Origin of the sequence: Fibrobacter succinogenes, assembly GCF_902779965.1 — a bacterium.
Taxonomy (GTDB): Bacteria; Fibrobacterota; Fibrobacteria; order Fibrobacterales; family Fibrobacteraceae; genus Fibrobacter; species Fibrobacter succinogenes_F.
Window position 1 is genome coordinate 43,301 of sequence record NZ_CACZDK010000034.1, and the last position, 17,643, is coordinate 60,943.

Genomic DNA, 17,643 nt, shown 5'->3' on the forward strand with positions numbered 1-17,643 from the left:
TAACAGGATACCTTTTTATTATGAATAAACAAATTTTATTTTGCATGTTGTTGCTAATCGGAACAGCGTTTTCTGAAATTCGCCCTAAACTGGATCTTTCAGGAATGGTGATGGTTCACGCATACGCTGGCTGGAATACGGACGAATCTAAGGTGACTCACCGCTTTGAGTCTATGCTAGATTTGGATTTCGACCTTCATTTTAACGAACGCTGGTCTGCATGGCTAGAAATTGAAGCGATGGGGATGGCGATGAATGGAATGGAGGGTATGGAAGGTATGGAGGAAATGGACATGGGCGATGGTTCGACCATGGATCCGGTCAACCCTGCGGTTATTTTTAACGGAGCGTATATTCAATACACTCGCTCGGAACGAACTTTCTTCCGTATCGGTGACTTGAAATTTTTTGAAGGTATTTTCCAGAACTATTATGATTTTGGAGACCCTCGCGATGATGCGGCAGGTATGTCGCAAAAGACAATTCGCGGTCTAGAGTTTCAATGGAACGGCTTGCAGCTTGATGTTGGCTTTGGCACCGCTAGCAATGACCAAAGTTGCTTTTACCACTTTATGTTTGGCGAGTACATGGGAATGGATTGTAAGGATGGCTACACGTATGAGGTTCACACCGCCTACAACTTTGAAATTGTCGAGCAAGTTTTCCATCCTTATTTTGCCTATAAAAGCTACCAGCGCAAGGACTATAACGAACTCTACGCGGGCTTAGATTTATCACTTTCATTTGGGCCTTTCGCCTTCCACGGATTGTACGGATTCCATTCCGTATTCTTGGCAAGTAACGATGCTGTTTCGTATCATGCACTTTTGGCGGAACCGTCGTTCGAAATTTCGAGATTCTGCATTATCGGTTCATTATTTTATGCGTTTGTTGATGATCCGGTACGCACTAGCCTTGAAATAACGAGCCGACCGGAATTCTTTTTTGCGGCCATCGAGCCGAGCGTTGCATTGAATGAATATTGGACGATTGGTGTTTCGTTTGAATTACATACAAATACATTAGATAAAAAAGACGACTTGGGCTCGGTACGTGTTGGTGGACGGTTCTACTTTAATGTTCCTGATTTCAAAATCAACATAATTTCGATGGTGCTTGCTGATATTCCGTATGGCGATGATTGGCCGATCGAAGAGAATAAAGATGATCCTTCCTTTATTTTCGGCGTCGAAGCGATGTTTGATTTCTAGAGGTGCACATGAAAAAGATTCTATTGCTCTGTATTTTGCTGAGTTCCTTTGCGATGGCCCGTTTTGACTGCTGTGCGCGAAAGCGCGCGACTATTAAAAAACAAGAAACTTCGTTGAGTTTTTCAGTGGGCGTGGTTCGTGATGAAGATGAATCGCTGCTGAAAAAGCTTTCCGTTACGCTTGCAAAGGAGTCTATCCAATTGCAAGTAAAAAAGTGGGATACGCAGGAACATGCGAACGAAGCGCTTGCCAAGGGCTTTGTAGATGGCTTGTACATTGACAGCCTCCGCTTTAACTCGGATTCCAACAAGAAAGAAGTCCTCTTGAGGCTGAAAAAAGAACTTGGAAAATAAAAAGCATGAGATTGTCGCATTGACTGTTGCATGGTTTATGAATTTTCTATCTTTACCAAGCTATGGTTGAAACGATATTAAGTAAGTTCTATAAACCATCAAAATTCAAGAAGAATGGTGATGTGAAGGACGTGCTCGTGGTAGCACTTCCGATGCTTTTGTCGATGAGTTTCGATACGTTCATGACGTTTATCGACCGCTTGTTTCTTTCGAAACTTGGCCCTGCCGAAATGAATGCGGCGCTTGGGGCGGGGGCGGTGCAGCTTGCGCTCACCACATTTTTTACGGGCGCGATTAGCTATACGACTGCCATGGTCGCGCAACGTCTGGGGGCGAAAAAGAAAATGGATTGCGCTCGCGTGTTCATGCAGGCGTTGTATTTGTCGCTGATTTCGGTGCCGCTTTTGTACTTGACTATACCTCTTGGGCATTTGCTGTTTGGATTGGAACATTTGCCGGCTGATCAGCTGGAATATCAAAAACAGTATTTTAATATTTTGATGTTCGGCGGGATTATAAACCTTGTGCGTAATGCGGCGCCTTGCTTCTTTAGCGGTATTGGTGAAACGAAAATCGTGATGAAGGCCGCGTTTGTCGGGATGATTGTAAATGTTGTTTGCAACTACTTCTTGATTTACGGATGTGGACCGATTCCTGCGATGGGGGTAGCGGGTGCGGCTTACGGAACGTTGATTGGAAACCTTGTTTCAACCGTCATCTTGTTCGCTAAGTTTTTCGGGAAGTCTTGCAATTCGCGCTTTGCGACTCGCTCTTCGTTTGCGTTTAGCAGGCCATTGACGCGTGAACTCTTGCAAAAGGGAATCCCGTCGGGCGTCGAAATGTTCCTCAACATGTCGGCGTTCCAGCTTTTGATTTTGATGTTTCATGCGCTTGGCCCCGAGTCCGCGACGGCGTCTTCGGTGATGTTCAACTGGGACATGGTCGCTTACGTGCCGCTGATGGGGTTGGAAGTGGCATCGACGAGTCTTGTGGGTCGCTATGTGGGTGCAAAAGATGCTGCTGCGGCGACTCGTTCGACTTATTCGGGGCTCAAGCTCGGTTGGGGTTATTCCTTGCTCATGGGCATTTTCTTCATCTTCTTGCCTGGTGTACTGACGGATATTTTCAAGCCGGATGTGGCCGAGGCCACAGAAGAGGCCATTGCGATTTTTATGGCGGCGCGCCCTATGAGCATTTTCATGTTGCAAATTGCGACGTTCTACATCTTTGTTGAGGTTTTGCTCGTGATTTATGCGGGCGCGCTTCGCGGTGCGGGCGATACGGTGTGGGTTATGTTTGCGTGTGCCATTATGAACTGGTGCGTTGCAGGTGCGTTGTATGTTGTCGCTTACATTTTCCATTTGCCGGCGCATTACGCCTGGATTGCCGTGGTTGCGGTTTACAGTACGGCTCCGGTTGTTTTCTGGCGTCGTTGGAAAAGTGGCAAGTGGCGCCGTCACGTGATGGATGCTAAATCGAGTGTTGTATAGTTGGTTTTTATGCCTAAAATTCTGTTTTTTAGGCTTGTTTACATCTTTTAACTAGGCTTATTTTGACGCTGTAGGTATATTTATAGAGCCTGCGGCGTTTTTGCTTGCTGGTGTTGGGATGTGTTATTTGGCCTAAAATTTTAAGGCTGTGGGCTAGGATTGGAAGTGGATATGAAAAAAAGAAACGTCATTGCGCGCGTTGCAACGAAATCTGTAATTGCAACGTTGTTGGCTTCGGCTTTTGTCTTTGCGGCTCCGCCGTCTAATTTTAGCGGCTGGAATCTCGTTTTTGAAGATAACTTTGACGGCACTTCGCTTGACACGAAAAAGTGGAATTCGACTTACAATTGGGGCCCCACGCATAACCACCGTGCGTATTGCGCCAAGGAGAACGTTATTGTCTCCAATGGAACGCTCAAACTCAAGGGCGAAAAGAAAACGCATCCTGATGCCAAAGGCCGGAAGGCTAAATTCAACAACAAGGAAATTCCTGTCGATTACACTTCGGGCGCTATTGACACCAAGGGCCATTTCGAGGTGAAGTACGGCTACATCGAAGGCCGCTTCAAGGCGCCCTCACAAAAGGGAACCTGGCCTGCATTTTGGACTTTGCAAGACGGCTGGCCTCCAGAAATTGACATTTTGGAAATCCCCGCATCGCGCAAGCAGCATCATTACTATCTGCATTACACCGACCCGAGTTGGTTCAACAGTCATGGTTCGGCATGGGATCACGAAGCCTCTTTTGGCGGCCATAAGGACGACAATGTGGACCGCTCGGCGGACTTCCATACGTATGCGGTGGAGTGGGATGAGTCAACGCTCAGCTTCTATTTCGACGATAAAAAATTTGCAAGTTACAACCGCCCGACCGAAATCAAGCAACTTTCGGCGCAGTACATCATCGTGAATTTGGCGATTGGCGGCTGGGCTGGCGACGACATTGAAATCACGGCGGATAAGCCCGCTTATTTCGAAGCAGATTGGGTACGCGTGTGGCAAGCGAAGCCCGCAAAGCCCGATACTGTGCGCATCATGTCGATGAATTTTGGCACATGCATGACGAGAACTGCTGAAAAGAAACTTGCGTTAGGCGACTGTGGGGGTGATAATGCGATAGCGACGATTACGCCGCTTTCTTCGACGACGTATCGCATTAACTTTGGTGATATCTCGCTCGATACGCCGAATGAATCGACGGATGCAGGTATAACGATGGGCCTTTACCAGTGGAACGGCGGTGCACACCAGAAAGTGGCTATGGAAAAACAGTCGGGTTACGAAGGCAATGTGGTTCGCATGAAGATGCAACACAGCAATATGTATTTGCGTGCAACGACGGATGGCGAACGCGTGGTCCAGAGCTGGGCCGATGACTGGGAATGGAATCAGATGTGGCGTTTGCTCAAACTCGATGAAAAAATCCCGTCGAAGGATTCGTCGGTGGCGATTCATGCGGGTGTGCGAAGTTCTTCCCAAGCACATATTTACGGCGCAAAAGTCTATCGTGAAAATGGAAGAATTTATGTGCAATTCGGTGATGAAAACGGAACCTCGCGCAATAATAATGGCGCGAAGTCGGAACCTCGCGCCTACGATTTCAAAGGCCGTTTGTTAAAGTAATTACTCTTTTCTCTTGTACCCGCTAAGGCCGAGCAAAATCAATGCTGGGGTATAGAAATACCATACAAAGTTGTTGGCAACGGTTGCCACAATTTCTTGAACGCTGTGGTCTTCTCCGGTGGCAAGAGAAATGCCTACGCACACGTCGCAGCAGACAAAAAGAATCATGCCTCGCTTGATATTGCGAGCGTTTTTAGCAGGGAAGTATCCCTTCTTCGGGACTTGGAGGGCAACGGCGAGCGAACAGAACAGGAATGATGCGTAAGTCGCGATAATCGGAACTGTTGGCCCTTCAAAAATACGGAACAGGTGAAGGGCGTTCAAAATAAACATGACTGCAAATGGAATGCAGAGAATCCATGGCGAGCTGTTGTCGGTATCGCTTGTGCGCGTGTGGCGGTAAATGAACAACGCCTGCACGACCATGAAAAAGCAAATCCCGAGCAGAGTGTAATCGCTGCGGTGCTCCAAAACATGAGCGTAATTGTGCATGATTTTCAAGCAGAAATCCGCACAAAAAGCCATCGCAAAACCAGCCTGCAAAAAGTTGCGGTCGCGCTTGCAAATGCAATTTTTGCCGATGAAAAACACGATAAGTGTCATGATGGCGGTGACTGCAAATTTGGCGATGTTCTGGTAATTGCTGCTCTCTACGAGGCATTGCTCGACGGCGCCGCAGTTGTAAAATACAAGCCAATCCCTCACGAAAAATGAAATCATGAGGATACTAATAATAACTAAAAGTAAATTAATAAGTGTTTTCTTGTTCATGTTAATGCAATATAATTAATTTGTTGAATTTTGGTATAATGAAAAAGCTTATTTAAGTTCTACAAGTTCAAAGCGGTATTTCTGCTTTACGTCTGGATATTTTTCGTGATCGACTTCGCCTAAGAACATGGACTTTTCGCGAAGCCAAACCGTATTGTCGCCGTAAAGTGCACGGTAGACAACGTAATCCTTTTCGGTTTCGGAATGCTTTGCAATTCCCTCGACGATGTAGTAGCGGTTCTTGAAATGTTTATAAATGCCGTGGATTTTGAGTTCTCTGTTTTCCATAAAATTGTATCCTAAAAATTCTCTTTACAGTTTATGTAAATTACTTAGGTGGACGTTGAAATAAAATTTAGTTTTTTTGAAAATTACCTTGTTTTAATAGGATGCGCAAAAGCTTTTTGTTATATTACTTCCTGTAAGCCTCAAAAATATTTGGCTTTAGGAGGAGAAATGATCTCTTTGAATGATTACCTGTTTTCTGGAAATACGGTGCTGAAAATTTTGCATCAATATTCGAACGATCTCAGAAACAGCGCAAAAGAATCGCATAATAGCATTGACCTTGCGCATTCGAATTTTCTGATACAGATTATTGAATTGCTGGAGCATAACGACTTCTTAACCTCGCAGTCTCAAAGAATCAAAGAGTTCTATAAGTTTATGACGAGAGAATATCCCTTCTTGGCATTTACGTTTAAAGGACGAATAAAGTCGTTGATTCGTGCCGAAGAAAAATTTAACGGATACATCATTGAATTTGTTTATAACTACTATAAGAAAAATGGAGTGTTTCCGTCTGAAGCCGAAATCAAAAGTACACTGAATTTCCGCGACCTTATTGCTTACCGAATCGTGATTTCGATGCCGGTCTGCCACATCAAAAAAGGCGAAGAACGGAGTGAAGTTGAACGGAAGTATCTGTATGAAATTGCAAACGTTATGCCGGAATTTCTTGAGGAGCGTGGCTTTACTCCAGAAATTTCTAGACATTCCGATGGTGGTTTTTGTGACTTGCTTAAAGATGCGGTTCGGCCGTATTACCATGACTCGGTGGCAACTCCGCGAAGCTCTGGTTATCAATCGTTGCATATAACATTTTATGATAACTTGGCCCGTTGCTATACAGAATTGCAACTCCGTACAAAAGATATGGATGATTTCGCAGAAATCGGGGAAGCAAACCATTTTGGCTATGAAAAAACGCAAGAGACTCGACGTTCTAAACACGATCAAATCCCGAGCGGTGAATGTGTCTACTTTGACGAAGCGTACGAACGTTTGACTAAATTACAAGAGCTCGAACTTTCGAAACTTGACGTGAATATGTTCAAGGCCATTAATAACCAGCTGATTAACGATGGCTGTGGACTTTTCAGAGGTAGGCAAATTTTACCGTTCGAACACCTGTCAAGATTCCAAAACGACTTGATTGATTAGAAAATTTTTGCGATATTTATAGAAGCGAAAAGGAGAAAGTCGGATTATGGATATTCGGTCGTGGAAACAGGCTGCAAGTAGATTGACGAAGAAGAGAATTGTAATAATTGTTCTTGCCCTAGCTCTTGTGGGTGCCTTGTTTTTTGCAACCAAGGCTGTTGTGAAAATATTACAGTTTTCCGATTCCCATAAAACTCAAATTACAAGTGAGTTTGTATCAAATCAAATTAGTGAAATCTCTGAATTAGCGACACTCCATCACCATTACCGAAAAGTGGCTAATTATCAGGAAGCAAAAAAACTCTTAGTCTATATGCCCGATTGGCGGATTAACAAGTCTATCAAGGAGTTCGCTTTAATATACCAGGGCGATGTCAAGATGGGTTACGATTTGAAAAACGTTAAAATAGAAGTAGACTCCACAACAAGGACTATTTTTATCCATCTTCCGGAACCGAAAATTTTAAGCCATAGCATTGACTTTGAAAGTATTCAAGTCTTGTGGGAAAAGAACGGTTGGTTCAATAATATCAAGTTCGAAGATTTTAAACAGTTCTTTATTGCCGAGCAAAAGAAATATGAAAAGGAAAATTACGCCGAATTAAAACGCTTGGCTAGTGAGCGTGCAAAGAAAATTATTCGGCTAAATCTCGGTTCGAACATCAAGCTGGTTGAATCGCCTGAGAGTGAAAAGAAATCGTTTGTAGATAGATGGATCCGCCCCGAAGACGGGTATCGAATAAAAATGCAATAAAATTTTATTGCGCTCGTTACCACTAAATTGACAATTCTTTTGACTTGTCAATTTTTGACATTGATAAAATGTATAATATTGTCAAAAAGGTGGTAAAAATGGAACAATTACTTTTTGGCTTGTTGATGTTTGTCTTTTTGTATTTGATTTTTGAAGTGTCCTGTTATGTAGTGTCTTGCTTATGGAACTTGATACTGAAAACGGTATTCTGGGGCGGACGTTTTTTGAAGCAGAATGCTACGGATATTTTGCGCCGGGAATGTCCTTGAGGATTTCTTTCCAAAAGTTGCGGAATTCTTTGTCGGTGACGGTGCCGCCAGCAGAGAGTAAGCGGTAGTGTTCGCCTTGCCAAAAGTAATCGACGGGGGAGGCGTTAAAGCCGTTGCGGGTGTAAAATTCGCGGCGGCGGTTTCTGCGCTCGAGTTCTTCGGCATCTTTGGAATCTTCTTCGACTTCGATATCGACGACAATGCGTGAATCTGGATGCTTTTCGCGGATAGCCTGTAAAATTTGTGAGCCGTACCCGCGACTGCGCAGTTCCTGCACAACCGCAAAATAGACGATGTTCGTGATGTCGCCATACGAAATGGAATTTGAAAATCCGCAGAAGGTGAGGGGTGCGGCGATTTCTCTGTCGCCTTTTTCGCCGTGATTCTCGCAGAGCGCGTCATCGAAAAACGCCCAAAATTCTCGCTTGATTTTGTTGTCGAGCAATTGCTTCATCGGAATCCGCTCGTTTGCCGGGAACGCCGATTCATACAACGCCTGAACTTGCGGAAAAAACGGTGAGCCTTTTTTTATTTCGGTAATTTGTAGCATGGGTGAATCGCCTAATATTTATTCGTAATATAACCACTAGTTGATGATGTTTTTAAAACGCTTTATAAAATGCTTTATTCCTTTTGCTTGAGTTTCTTGGTTGTCTTGTAATATTAAGTCGAGATTGTTTTGAGCAGCTTCAACCCCTTGCTCGGCAGCTTTGCGGAACCAAAACTCCGCCTCTGACTTGTCTTGTGGAACGCCTTCTCCGTTGAGAAACAAAACTCCAAGATTGTTTTGGGCTTCTTTGTCGCCTTGTTTGGCGGCTTTGCGGTACCAATTTGCTGCCTCAGTTTTGTTTTCAGGAACGACGCGTCCGTCATCATACATCTTTCCGAGCCTGAATTGTGCCGCTGCGAACCCCTGTGCCGCGGCCTTTTGAAACAAGGTAAAGGCCTGCTTTTTGTCTTGGGAAATACCTTCTCCAAAAAGGTATCGTACGCCAAGATTATATTGAGCTTCTTTAAGCCCTTGCTCGGCTGCTTTTCGGAACCATGAAACGGCTTGAACTTTGTCTTGGTCGATGCCTTCTCCGTAAAGATACATGACGCCAAGATCGTTTTGAGCATTCCCGTCGCCCTGTTCCGCCGCTTTGCGATACCAAAAGACGGCTTTTTCGTTGTCTATGGGGACGCATGAACCGTCTTCATATGCCGTCCCGAGTTTGTATTGCGCCGTTACATCACCTTGCTCTGCGAGTTCTCGCAAGCACCATGCTTCGATAAAGTCAAGTCCGTCCCTTGATTTGCCGTCATCGAACGACCTTTTCATCGGTGAACGTATTCGGCCTGGAGTCGCTCTGAACTCCGCAATTTTGCCCAAAACTTTTTGTCGGTCTCCTGCATGCAAATATGTTATAAGTGCGTAATAGGCTTGGCAATTTTCCTCTCCTGGAAAATAGGAATCAGGGTCGGGATTCTCTTTGAGAAACCGTTGAACCTCATCATCAAATTGTCGGAAAATATTGTCCCAAATTTTTTCAATATCTTCGTCGGAATATTTCTGTATTTTTTCTAATTCATACTCAGATTCATGCCCGTTCGTTTTAATGTCGAATAGATCGGGCGTTTTCAGTATTTGTACGCCTTCTAATGAAAACGAAAATCCACCGAGTCCCCTCAAACGCATGGGGTCTTTTTTGTTGCTTGGCATTTCAAAAACATCCCACCATAAATCGTCTATATAAAGGGGCTTGACGTACAAAGCAGCTTCACAATAGCAATTGATATGTTCCAAATAAAAATAATATCCGGCTTCAACTTTCCAATTGATATAACTAATTTGTTTCCACTTGTGTTTTTTGGAAACGCTTTTTCTGAATAAAGTATCTTTTTTATCTAATTCTCTTAACGCTTTGTTGATTTCTCTTTTTCCAGGCTTTTTTTGATTCATAGTACTAGGAATATACTTTTTTTGCGGAAATTTATTGCGCTTTTGATCGTTTTGAGTGCGTTTTTGAATGTTTCGAGTATGTTTTGGGGCAAAATGTGTTGCCAAAAGATGCAAAAATTGAAAATTGGCAACATGATTTTTACTTTGTATGTTGTGATTTGGGCTGGGGATGGGGTGAATGTGTTACCAAAACGGATTTTTTCTGCGATTTGGTAACATTGAAAAGTATTTTTCCGTGTGAAAATGGTTGAAAATAATTAGTTTGTTCCTGTTTAGTGTTGCCAATTATCGAAAAAATTGAATTTTGGTATCAAATTTTGGCAATTTAGCCCCTTTTGACCTCTTAAAATATGTCAAATTCATTATTTGAACATTGACGGATGTATATTTACTCTTATGAAATTGTTTGAAAATAAAGTGGTTGTGGTGACGGGCGGGGCGCACGGGATTGGTGCTTCCATCGTGAGTGAATTCGAGAAAGAGGGGGCGAAGGTTGCGTACATTGACATCCGCGAGAATCCTTGCTTTGTCGGGGATTTGTCGAAGAAGGATGTTCTTGAAAATTTTGCGCAGTTTGTCATCGAGAAATACGGGCACGTGGATGTACTTGTGAATAATGCGCTTCCGCTGATGAAGGGAATAGACGAATGTAGCTATGAGGAATTCAGCTATGCGCTGGCTGTCGGTGTGACGGCCCCGTTCTACCTTGTGAAACTTTTCGCGCCGCATTTTGCGAAGGGTGCAAGCATTATAAACATTTCTTCGAGTCGTGACCGCATGAGCCAACCGCAAACAGAAAGCTATACGGCGGCGAAGGGTGGAATTGCGGCTCTCACGCATGCACTTGCCGTGAGTTTTGCTGGTCGCATGCGTGTGAATTCGATTTCGCCGGGCTGGATTGATACGGATTTTAAGGTTTACGAAGGTCCCGATGCAACGCAACAGCCTGCGGGCCGCGTCGGTAACCCGCTTGACATCGCGAATATGGTGCTTTACCTTGCAAGCGACAAGGCCGGCTTCATTACCGGTGAAAACATCTGTATTGACGGCGGCATGACCCGCCAGATGATCTACCACAACGATTGTGGTTGGAATTTCAAGGAGAAAGTATGAATAAATTTATTCCTTTTATCGCGGCTCTTGCTGTTGCAATTGCCGGTTGCAGCGATTCAAAAACGCCTGCTGACAATGCTGCTTTGAATGCGTCGCCGAGCGCCAAAATTGCTGGAAATGTTGCTGCAGTGAACGCAGAAACTGCGGGTAACGCAGCGGTAAATGCTGCGGCTCCTGTTGTTGAGGGAACGAAAACGATTACTCTTGCGAACGGAGCCTTGGTCACTTGGATTCAAGACAACGAGGGCAAAAAGCTGATGCCTCGTGAACTGTTCAGCGATGCAAGCGATTCGCTTTATGAAAGCTTGAACATGCTGGCGGGGATTCCTGCTTCGGTCAGCACGTTCTTGGTGAAAACGGATGGTAAGTACATCTTGTTTGATGCTGGTCTTGGTGCGTGGGGCGGACAACTTTTAAAACGTCTTGCTGCTCTGAACGTGGAGCCGGATTCCATTGGACTTGTTTATTTGACGCATTTTCATGCGGATCATATCGCAGGCCTTGTGAAAAATGGCGACGCCGGGAAAATGGAGAAAGTCTTCAAGAATGCCGCCGTTTATGCAGGCAAAGTTGAATATGACGCTTGGATGAACGATATCCCGAAAAGTGATTTGCAAAAGAACATCATGGCGCTATATAAGGATAGCCTGCACCTGTTCGCGTTCGGCGATAGCCTCCCGCATGGAGTGCTCGCGATGGACGCCGTCGGGCATACGCCCGGTCACACCGCCTTCCAAATTTCTAATTTACTCGTGATTGGCGATTTGATGCACGGCTATGCATTGCAAAAGAATCACCCCGAAATCAATTCCAATTATGACATGGACAAGGAAAAATCCGCTGCAAGCCGCAAACGCATTATGCAATACGCTCGCGATAACAAACTCCTGATGGCAGGCATGCACTTGCCGCCTCCCGGATTCGCGGAGTAGCGGCTTTTTACAGAAAGACGGTTACCAAAACAGGTTCTTGTAGCCCGTTTCCTTGAACCAGTCGGTTTTCGTTATTTCGAGATATTCGACTTTGTTTTTAGCTTGCATAGGCTATGTAATTATGATGTTTGCCTATGCAATATAAATTGAACATTTTGGAGAGTCAATGCCTCGTGTTATTGGCGTTGCAATCAACCGTTTGCAAAAAGCTTGATTTTGTCGCCTATGGTTGTCGACTGTTTACGTGAAATGATTGTGGGTAGTTGAAATAATTATATTATCCATTGGATAAATTAAAACCGTTGAGGGGAAGAATTCTTATGAAAAAGTTTTTTGTGGCGGTGAGTGTGGTGGCGTTTTTGGTGGCGTGAGATGATTCGTCGTCTGCATCGGCAGACAACAATGAACCTACGACTTTAAGCAGCGCCGAAGAGCAGGGGAGTTCTTTTTCTCCTAAGCCTGCTTCTAGTGAAAGCGTGTCTTCGAGCAGTTCTTTCGATAAATCGTTATCGTCGAGTAGCAGTTCAGTAGTGTCATCCCGTAGTGAAGAGAACCACTCGTCGAGTTCTAAAATTGGATGTAAAACGGAAAGTGAAGATAAATGCGAGTACGGAGAGTTGATTGACGACCGTGATAGTCAAATCTATAAGACTGTAAAAATCGGTGATCAATGGTGGATGGTCGAGAACCTGAACTATGAAACGGCAAACAGCTTCTGCTACGACGATGATGCTAGCAACTGCACTAAATACGGTCGCCTATACACCTGGGTTGCGGCGATGGACAGCGCGGGCACATGGAGTGTGAATGGCAAAGGATGCGGCTATGGAACGACATGTTCGCCGACGTTCCCAGTGCGAGGCGTTTGCCCCGATGGCTGGCACCTGCCAAGCAAAGACGAGTGGAACATCCTGTTTAATGCAGTCGACAGTTTTTCGGGCGCAGGCTCAAAATTATCGGACTCAGGCGTAAAACTCAGGTCCACGTCCGGTTGGAACCGCAGCGGCAACGGCACGGATGATTTCTCGTTTTCGGCTTTGCCAGCCGGCTACTGGCGCCACGGTGAGGGTTACTACAGTGAGGGCTACCGCGCGTACTTCTGGAGTTCTTCTGAGGAAGATAGCTACGGCGTGTACAGCATGGTCTTGTACGACAACATCGACCGTGCGTGCCAGGAATACGACCACAAGAACAACGAATTAAGCGTTCGTTGTGTAAAGAACTAATTGGAATTGAAAAATTTTATACGGTTCAAACGATAAATGGATTAGGGAATAATTTCGGCGCTAATAAGCGTTGTAATCAGGCGGTGGGCTTATCAAGGAATCTAAATAAATGTTCGACACCCATCCTTGACAAGATGGTAGCCAATTTTTGCAGTCGTTCCACCATGTTGCCGAGCAACGTTCTTCTTTAGGACGCACAAGGGATATGGAGTCCGATTTTTTCACCAAGTAAATAGAGTCGTTTGTTTGCAGATAGCAGACGATATTCTGTAAATCCTTCGTCTTGTATAGGGGAATGTTCCCGTGGCTGAAGCTCCGCTTGCCAAAGACAGCGCAACCGACTAATGTTACAGCTACAATGGCTAACGTGATTTTTTTTATTGCTGCAAACATCTATTCTATTTCCTAGTCACTTCTCGAATACAATTTTGCTGAATGTTTTGTAGTGGTCGGTGGTGTAATAAATGTTGCAACCGCTGCTATAGACAAGGCGGTTTGTGCCGCGATTGTTTCCGAAGTAATCGACATCGGCTTCGTAGTAATATGCTGGCGGGAGTCTTCCTTCGCGGTTGTTGAAGTAATCGCCGCCGATCATCACGCCGAGCGTTGTATGCGGATTGAAATTCCATTTCACAAATGTTTTGCCGGTCTTTTGTTCGTAAAGCTTTTTACCCTCGCTTTTGGTTACATAATAGGAAGGTAGACGGTCATTGTCGCAGATGTACTTTGCAACATGGAGTCTTGATGTGTATTCCTTTTCGGCGGGATTTTCTTTTAATAGGCAGACTTTTTTCTTGCGGGGGGCATCATCGGGGGGTGTGTAAACTACGTATATGTCGAATGCGAATGCCAACGCGATGCATATCGCGACTATCACGGCAATCTTGGATTTTTTCGCCTTGCGATAATTTTTGCGCACCGGGGAGGTTACTTGCTCGTCTCGTGAGGCGACACCATCGAGAATTCCTTTTTCAATTTTTGCACCTTTCTCGTTTTTGCCGAAACTGCAAATGATGATTGTGTCGCCGACTTTCGGCGGTCTCACGAGATGCCCTAAAGCTGAAATATGGACAAAGTACTTTGCTCCGTTTGCGGTTGCAAAACCGAATCCTTTTTCTTCGTTCCATTGCGTGACTGTCGCTTTATTTGTGATAGGCATGGGGAAACCTTTTTGTTGGGCTTTTTTTAATGTTGCAAAGAATGTTTAGCTTTCTTCCTTGAATTCCATTATACTCCAGTGGCAATCGCATACAATTGAATTTTCAACAATCTTTGCACCTTCGAAATGTAGCGTTTTTATGATTTCTGAATTTGCATTCACACGAATGTAGTATTCATGAAAATGATAGTCGCTTATCCTGCATTCTGTTATGGGAATGTTTCTTTCTTTTAATTGATTGATGAGGTTTTTCATCACATCGCAAAGATAATCTGTACTATAGATGGGACTGTCGTGGTTTGTTGTCCGTGCAACTTTTAAATCAATTGCTTGCTTTTTGGTGTTGCCGCCGAATATACTTTTTATGAAAGAAAACGGATTGCCCATCATTTTTCCTTCTCGCCTATGAGGGACGGAGTAGCTGCGAATAGATAGTAGTTTCTTGGAGTTGTTATTTGTTCTTGATTCGAAATACTAGTTGACCTTTGGAATTTTTGCTTTCTTCGAAATAGTCGGTTGCTCGAATTAGGGATTGCCATTTTGAGTAGCCAAAGTTCTTTGGACTTAAAGATATTATTCGGTTTATTTGCTGTGAAACTTTTGATGCTACAGCCCAACCAGCTTCTTCCGCTTCCTCTTTTATTGCCGTGCGTATTGCATTCATTATTTTGGCATTACCACGTAGCTTGTTGCGATCCTGTTGCTTGATATCATTGGTTGTTGCATCTGTGTCTGTTGGTTTTTTAAATTTGTCTATATATATAAATGAGTTGCAGGCATCTATGAATGGTTGCGGTGTTTTTTCTTCCCCAAATCCAATGACTTGTTTTGATTTTGACCTTAATTTCATTGCAAGTGGGGTGAAATCGGAATCGCTACTTACAATTGCAAAAATATCAATGCTTTCTGTGAATAAAATTTCCATAACATCTATTGTAATAGCAAGATCAGTTGCGTTTTTCCCTTTTGTGTATGGAAATTGTTGAATTGGTTGTATTGCAAAGGGGTGTAAAACGTCTTCCCAAGGATTATTGCCTTTTCAGTTGCCGTAAGCTTTTCGAATACTTGTTTCTCCGAATTTGGACAGTTCTTCCATGATACCATAGATTGCGTCTGGTTTTGCGTTATCACAATCGATAATAAGTGAAATTTTCTTTTCTGAATCCATGTTAAGGAATATAGGATAATTTTTAGAAGAATAAAAATGAAATTTTTTGCTGATGAAGCCGGGGTTTTAGGGGGCGGAGCCCCTAGGAGTAGTGGTAGCGGAAGACTTGCCATGGAAGGAGGTGCCCGCTCGGTGGCGGGCATGACAATTGGGCAAGGCTGCAGCGACCTTTGGACACTTGGCCTTTAGGCCTTAGTGTACATGGCCACCTTTAGGTGGTGCGGGAGGCTTCCCCCTCCAATCCTATCCTTTTACTGGATCCTTCCCCTTACAGGGTCAGGATGACGAGTCTAGGTTCCATCAACTTTTTCCTTCCTACTTCCTACTTCCTACTTCCTACTTTACTATATTCTACCTCGAAACAATTTTACTTAACAGAGGTTCAAAAAAATGAATTATTTCAACTCAATCCCTATGCGTCGCCAACTCGAAGAAATTGGCCACTGCCGTTTCATGGAACATTCTGAATTCAGCCGTGGTGTTGAAGCCCTCAAGGGTAAGAAGATTGTGTTCGTCGGTTGCGGTGCTCAGGGTCTCCATCAGGGTCTCGACCTTCGCGATAGCGGTTTGGATGTTTCCTACACGCTCCGCAAGGAAGCCATCGAACAGAAGCGCCAGTCCTGGAAGAACGCTACTGAAAACGGCTTCAAGGTCGGTACTTATGAAGAAATGATTCCGGATGCAGACCTCGTTTGCAACCTCACACCGGATAAGCAGCACCACAACGTGATCCCGGCTATCATGAAGCTCATGAAGAAGGGCGCAGCTCTCTCTTACAGCCATGGCTTCAACATTGTCGAAGAAGGTCAGGAAATCCGCAAGGACATTACTGTGATCATGGTCGCTCCGAAGGGACCGGGTTCCGAAGTTCGTTCTGAATACCTCCGTGGTTTCGGCATGCCGTGCCTTATCGCTGTCCACCCGGAAAACGACCCTGAAGGCAAGGGCTGGGACTATGCCAAGGCTTACGCCGCTGGTCTCCATGCTGACCGTCCGGGCGTTCTCGAAAGCTCTTTCGTCGCCGAAGTGAAGTCTGACCTCATGGGCGAACAGACCATCCTTTGCGGTATGCTCCAGACCGGTACGATCCTTTGCTACGACAAGATGGTGAAGGAATTCGGTATCGACAAGGCTTACGCTGTGAAGCTCCTCCAGTACGGCTGGGAAACGATTTCCGAAGCCCTCAAGCATGGTGGCATCACGAACATGATGGACCGTCTCTCCAACCCGGCCAAGATCCGCGCAACGGAACTTGCTGAAAAGATGAAGAAGATCATGAAGCCGCTCTATCAGGAACATCAGGACAACATCATCTCTGGCAAGTTCTCCAGCACGATGATGGTGGACTGGGAAGCTGGCGACAAGGACCTCCTCAAGTGGCGTGGTGAAACCGGCGAACTCGAATTCGAAAAGGTTGCCGCAACTGAAAAGCAGATCACCGAACAGGAATACTTCGACCGTGGCGTTCTCATGACCGCTATGATCAAGGCCGGTGTGGAACTCGCATTCGAAACCATGTGCTCTGTGGGCATCAAGCCGATGAGCGCTTACTACGAATCCCTCCACGAAACACCGCTCATTGCAAACCTCATCGCTCGTAAGAAGCTGTTCGAAATGAACCGCGTCATCAGCGATACCGCAGAATACGGCTGCTACCTGTTTGCTAACAAGTGCGTTCCTCTCCTCGCAGACTTCATGAAGAACGAAGTCAAGAAGGGCGACATTGGCGATATCTTCAACGAAGGCAATACCAACGCTGTCGATAACGAAGAACTCATCAAGGTGAACAAGAACATCCGTCAGCATCCGGTGGAAGAAGTCGGTGCCTGGCTCCGCGACCGCATGTCTGGCATGACGAAAGTTGTCTAATCGGCGCAATACGGCGTTGCTCGCCTCCTCACGTACGACATAGTACGCTACGGGGGCTCGCGCCTTGTCTTGCTTGATTATCCAACTTTCGCAAATCGTTCTGCTTGATTAAACTTGCGGGAAGAAAGTTGTCTAATCTTGCTTAGATTGCTTTCGCAAATCTCGCTATAACATAGCAACTCAAAAACAGCAAAGGCCCGCCGCAAGGCGGGTCTTGTTGCATTAAGTCCTTTAGGTAAGAAGCCGATGCGTAGCATCGGCTTTAACAACCACCCGCTATGCGGGTGAGATTAGAGCTTAAGCCATTACGAATAGAAGAG

At 44.9% G+C, this 17,643-nt stretch carries 18 protein-coding genes and 1 pseudogene; 10 read left to right on the top strand and 9 right to left on the bottom strand.

Going from position 1 to position 17,643, the window contains the following annotated elements; genetic code table 11:
- Nucleotides 1–20: 20 nt before the first annotated feature.
- From HUF13_RS13840 to HUF13_RS13855, 4 genes are all read left to right on the top strand, one after another.
- Nucleotides 21–1,211: a hypothetical protein gene (locus tag HUF13_RS13840; protein ID WP_173475674.1), complete on the top strand. Its 1,191-nt coding sequence runs from the start codon at nt 21–23 to the stop codon at nt 1,209–1,211.
- A gap of 8 nt (nt 1,212–1,219) precedes the next feature.
- Entirely contained in the window at nt 1,220–1,564 is a 345-nt protein-coding gene (locus tag HUF13_RS13845) for a MetQ/NlpA family ABC transporter substrate-binding protein (RefSeq protein ID WP_173475675.1), read from the top strand.
- 62 nt (nt 1,565–1,626) lie between these two features.
- Nucleotides 1,627–3,054: an MATE family efflux transporter gene (locus HUF13_RS13850; protein ID WP_173475676.1), complete on the top strand. Its 1,428-nt coding sequence runs from the start codon at nt 1,627–1,629 to the stop codon at nt 3,052–3,054.
- Between the two features lie 171 nt (nt 3,055–3,225).
- Entirely contained in the window at nt 3,226–4,677 is a 1,452-nt protein-coding gene (locus HUF13_RS13855; protein ID WP_173475677.1) for a family 16 glycosylhydrolase, read from the top strand.
- Here HUF13_RS13855 and HUF13_RS13860 read toward each other — a convergent pair whose 3' ends face one another.
- Both HUF13_RS13860 and HUF13_RS13865 read right to left on the bottom strand, forming a co-directional pair.
- Complete coding sequence (locus HUF13_RS13860) at nt 4,678–5,397, bottom strand: lysoplasmalogenase family protein (RefSeq protein WP_304039199.1); 720 nt, start codon at nt 5,395–5,397, stop codon at nt 4,678–4,680.
- Between the two features lie 99 nt (nt 5,398–5,496).
- The gene (locus HUF13_RS13865; RefSeq protein WP_173475679.1) at nt 5,497–5,736 is read right to left on the bottom strand and encodes a DUF1653 domain-containing protein; all 240 of its coding nucleotides are present in this window, start codon (nt 5,734–5,736) and stop codon (nt 5,497–5,499) included.
- Between the two features lie 168 nt (nt 5,737–5,904).
- Between HUF13_RS13865 and HUF13_RS13870 the strand changes: the two genes are divergently transcribed.
- Nucleotides 5,905–6,891 (top strand): guanosine polyphosphate pyrophosphohydrolase, encoded by a 987-nt coding sequence (locus HUF13_RS13870; protein WP_173475680.1) that lies wholly within the window; start codon nt 5,905–5,907, stop codon nt 6,889–6,891.
- Nucleotides 6,892–6,937: 46 nt separating this feature from the next.
- Nucleotides 6,938–7,645 (top strand): DUF4230 domain-containing protein, encoded by a 708-nt coding sequence (locus HUF13_RS13875; RefSeq protein WP_173475681.1) that lies wholly within the window; start codon nt 6,938–6,940, stop codon nt 7,643–7,645.
- A gap of 237 nt (nt 7,646–7,882) precedes the next feature.
- Here the strand turns inward: HUF13_RS13875 and HUF13_RS13880 are convergent, their stop codons facing one another.
- Together HUF13_RS13880 and HUF13_RS13885 are read right to left on the bottom strand one after the other, a co-directional pair.
- Nucleotides 7,883–8,464 carry a GNAT family N-acetyltransferase gene (locus HUF13_RS13880; protein ID WP_173475682.1) on the bottom strand — a complete coding sequence of 194 codons (582 nt, stop codon included), beginning with the start codon at nt 8,462–8,464 and terminating at the stop codon, nt 7,883–7,885.
- A 36-nt stretch (nt 8,465–8,500) separates the two neighbouring features.
- A complete protein-coding gene (locus tag HUF13_RS13885) occupies nt 8,501–9,856 on the bottom strand; it encodes a tetratricopeptide repeat protein (protein ID WP_173475683.1) in 1,356 nt (451 codons plus the stop codon).
- A 396-nt stretch (nt 9,857–10,252) separates the two neighbouring features.
- Between HUF13_RS13885 and HUF13_RS13890 the strand changes: the two genes are divergently transcribed.
- The 3 genes from HUF13_RS13890 (at nt 10,253) to HUF13_RS13900 (ending at nt 13,127) form a co-directional block, all read left to right on the top strand.
- A complete protein-coding gene (locus HUF13_RS13890) occupies nt 10,253–10,969 on the top strand; it encodes an SDR family oxidoreductase (protein WP_173475684.1) in 717 nt (238 codons plus the stop codon).
- Nucleotides 10,966–11,901, top strand: a complete 936-nt coding sequence (locus HUF13_RS13895) for an MBL fold metallo-hydrolase (protein WP_304039201.1) — start codon at nt 10,966–10,968, stop codon at nt 11,899–11,901. The genes HUF13_RS13890 and HUF13_RS13895 overlap by 4 nt, the downstream gene beginning before the upstream one ends.
- Nucleotides 11,902–12,431: 530 nt before the next feature.
- Complete coding sequence (locus tag HUF13_RS13900; protein WP_304039203.1) at nt 12,432–13,127, top strand: fibrobacter succinogenes major paralogous domain-containing protein; 696 nt, start codon at nt 12,432–12,434, stop codon at nt 13,125–13,127.
- Nucleotides 13,128–13,187: 60 nt separating this feature from the next.
- On the opposite strand, the gene HUF13_RS13905 is transcribed toward HUF13_RS13900, so the two are convergent.
- The 5 genes and pseudogenes from HUF13_RS13905 to HUF13_RS17430 form a co-directional block, all read right to left on the bottom strand.
- Nucleotides 13,188–13,520: a hypothetical protein gene (locus HUF13_RS13905; RefSeq protein ID WP_173475686.1), complete on the bottom strand. Its 333-nt coding sequence runs from the start codon at nt 13,518–13,520 to the stop codon at nt 13,188–13,190.
- A 16-nt stretch (nt 13,521–13,536) separates the two neighbouring features.
- On the bottom strand, nt 13,537–14,286 hold the full coding sequence (locus tag HUF13_RS13910; RefSeq protein ID WP_173475687.1) for a ribonuclease domain-containing protein: 750 nt from the start codon (nt 14,284–14,286) through the stop codon (nt 13,537–13,539).
- Nucleotides 14,287–14,331: 45 nt separating this feature from the next.
- Nucleotides 14,332–14,676: a hypothetical protein gene (locus tag HUF13_RS13915; RefSeq protein ID WP_173475688.1), complete on the bottom strand. Its 345-nt coding sequence runs from the start codon at nt 14,674–14,676 to the stop codon at nt 14,332–14,334.
- Nucleotides 14,677–14,737: 61 nt separating this feature from the next.
- The gene (locus tag HUF13_RS17425) at nt 14,738–14,950 is read right to left on the bottom strand and encodes an OST-HTH/LOTUS domain-containing protein (RefSeq protein WP_304039207.1); all 213 of its coding nucleotides are present in this window, start codon (nt 14,948–14,950) and stop codon (nt 14,738–14,740) included.
- Between the two features lie 99 nt (nt 14,951–15,049).
- Nucleotides 15,050–15,307, bottom strand: a pseudogene (locus HUF13_RS17430) (NYN domain-containing protein); the annotation flags it as partial.
- 537 nt (nt 15,308–15,844) lie between these two features.
- Here HUF13_RS17430 and ilvC point away from each other — a divergent pair.
- Nucleotides 15,845–17,323 (top strand): ketol-acid reductoisomerase, encoded by a 1,479-nt coding sequence (gene ilvC, locus HUF13_RS13925; RefSeq protein ID WP_173475690.1) that lies wholly within the window; start codon nt 15,845–15,847, stop codon nt 17,321–17,323.
- The last annotated feature ends 320 nt before the right edge of the window (nt 17,324–17,643 follow it).

Excerpts from the sequence above, each read along its gene's own strand:
- HUF13_RS13870 (WP_173475680.1), top strand. The coding sequence starts at position 5,905 with ATGATCTCTTTGAATGATTACCTGTTTTCTGGAAATACGGTGCTGAAA.
- HUF13_RS17425 (WP_304039207.1), bottom strand. The coding sequence starts at position 14,950 with ATGAATGCAATACGCACGGCAATAAAAGAGGAAGCGGAAGAAGCTGGT.
- ilvC (WP_173475690.1), top strand. The coding sequence starts at position 15,845 with ATGAATTATTTCAACTCAATCCCTATGCGTCGCCAACTCGAAGAAATT.
- HUF13_RS13915 (WP_173475688.1), bottom strand. The coding sequence starts at position 14,676 with ATGATGGGCAATCCGTTTTCTTTCATAAAAAGTATATTCGGCGGCAAC.
- HUF13_RS13885 (WP_173475683.1), bottom strand. The coding sequence starts at position 9,856 with ATGAATCAAAAAAAGCCTGGAAAAAGAGAAATCAACAAAGCGTTAAGA.
- HUF13_RS13875 (WP_173475681.1), top strand. The coding sequence starts at position 6,938 with ATGGATATTCGGTCGTGGAAACAGGCTGCAAGTAGATTGACGAAGAAG.
- HUF13_RS13890 (WP_173475684.1), top strand. The coding sequence starts at position 10,253 with ATGAAATTGTTTGAAAATAAAGTGGTTGTGGTGACGGGCGGGGCGCAC.
- HUF13_RS13845 (WP_173475675.1), top strand. The coding sequence starts at position 1,220 with ATGAAAAAGATTCTATTGCTCTGTATTTTGCTGAGTTCCTTTGCGATG.
- HUF13_RS13910 (WP_173475687.1), bottom strand. The coding sequence starts at position 14,286 with ATGCCTATCACAAATAAAGCGACAGTCACGCAATGGAACGAAGAAAAA.
- HUF13_RS13865 (WP_173475679.1), bottom strand. The coding sequence starts at position 5,736 with ATGGAAAACAGAGAACTCAAAATCCACGGCATTTATAAACATTTCAAG.
- HUF13_RS13840 (WP_173475674.1), top strand. The coding sequence starts at position 21 with ATGAATAAACAAATTTTATTTTGCATGTTGTTGCTAATCGGAACAGCG.
- HUF13_RS13895 (WP_304039201.1), top strand. The coding sequence starts at position 10,966 with ATGAATAAATTTATTCCTTTTATCGCGGCTCTTGCTGTTGCAATTGCC.
- HUF13_RS13905 (WP_173475686.1), bottom strand. The coding sequence starts at position 13,520 with ATGTTTGCAGCAATAAAAAAAATCACGTTAGCCATTGTAGCTGTAACA.
- HUF13_RS13880 (WP_173475682.1), bottom strand. The coding sequence starts at position 8,464 with ATGCTACAAATTACCGAAATAAAAAAAGGCTCACCGTTTTTTCCGCAA.
- HUF13_RS13860 (WP_304039199.1), bottom strand. The coding sequence starts at position 5,397 with ATGATTTCATTTTTCGTGAGGGATTGGCTTGTATTTTACAACTGCGGC.
- HUF13_RS13855 (WP_173475677.1), top strand. The coding sequence starts at position 3,226 with ATGAAAAAAAGAAACGTCATTGCGCGCGTTGCAACGAAATCTGTAATT.
- HUF13_RS13850 (WP_173475676.1), top strand. The coding sequence starts at position 1,627 with ATGGTTGAAACGATATTAAGTAAGTTCTATAAACCATCAAAATTCAAG.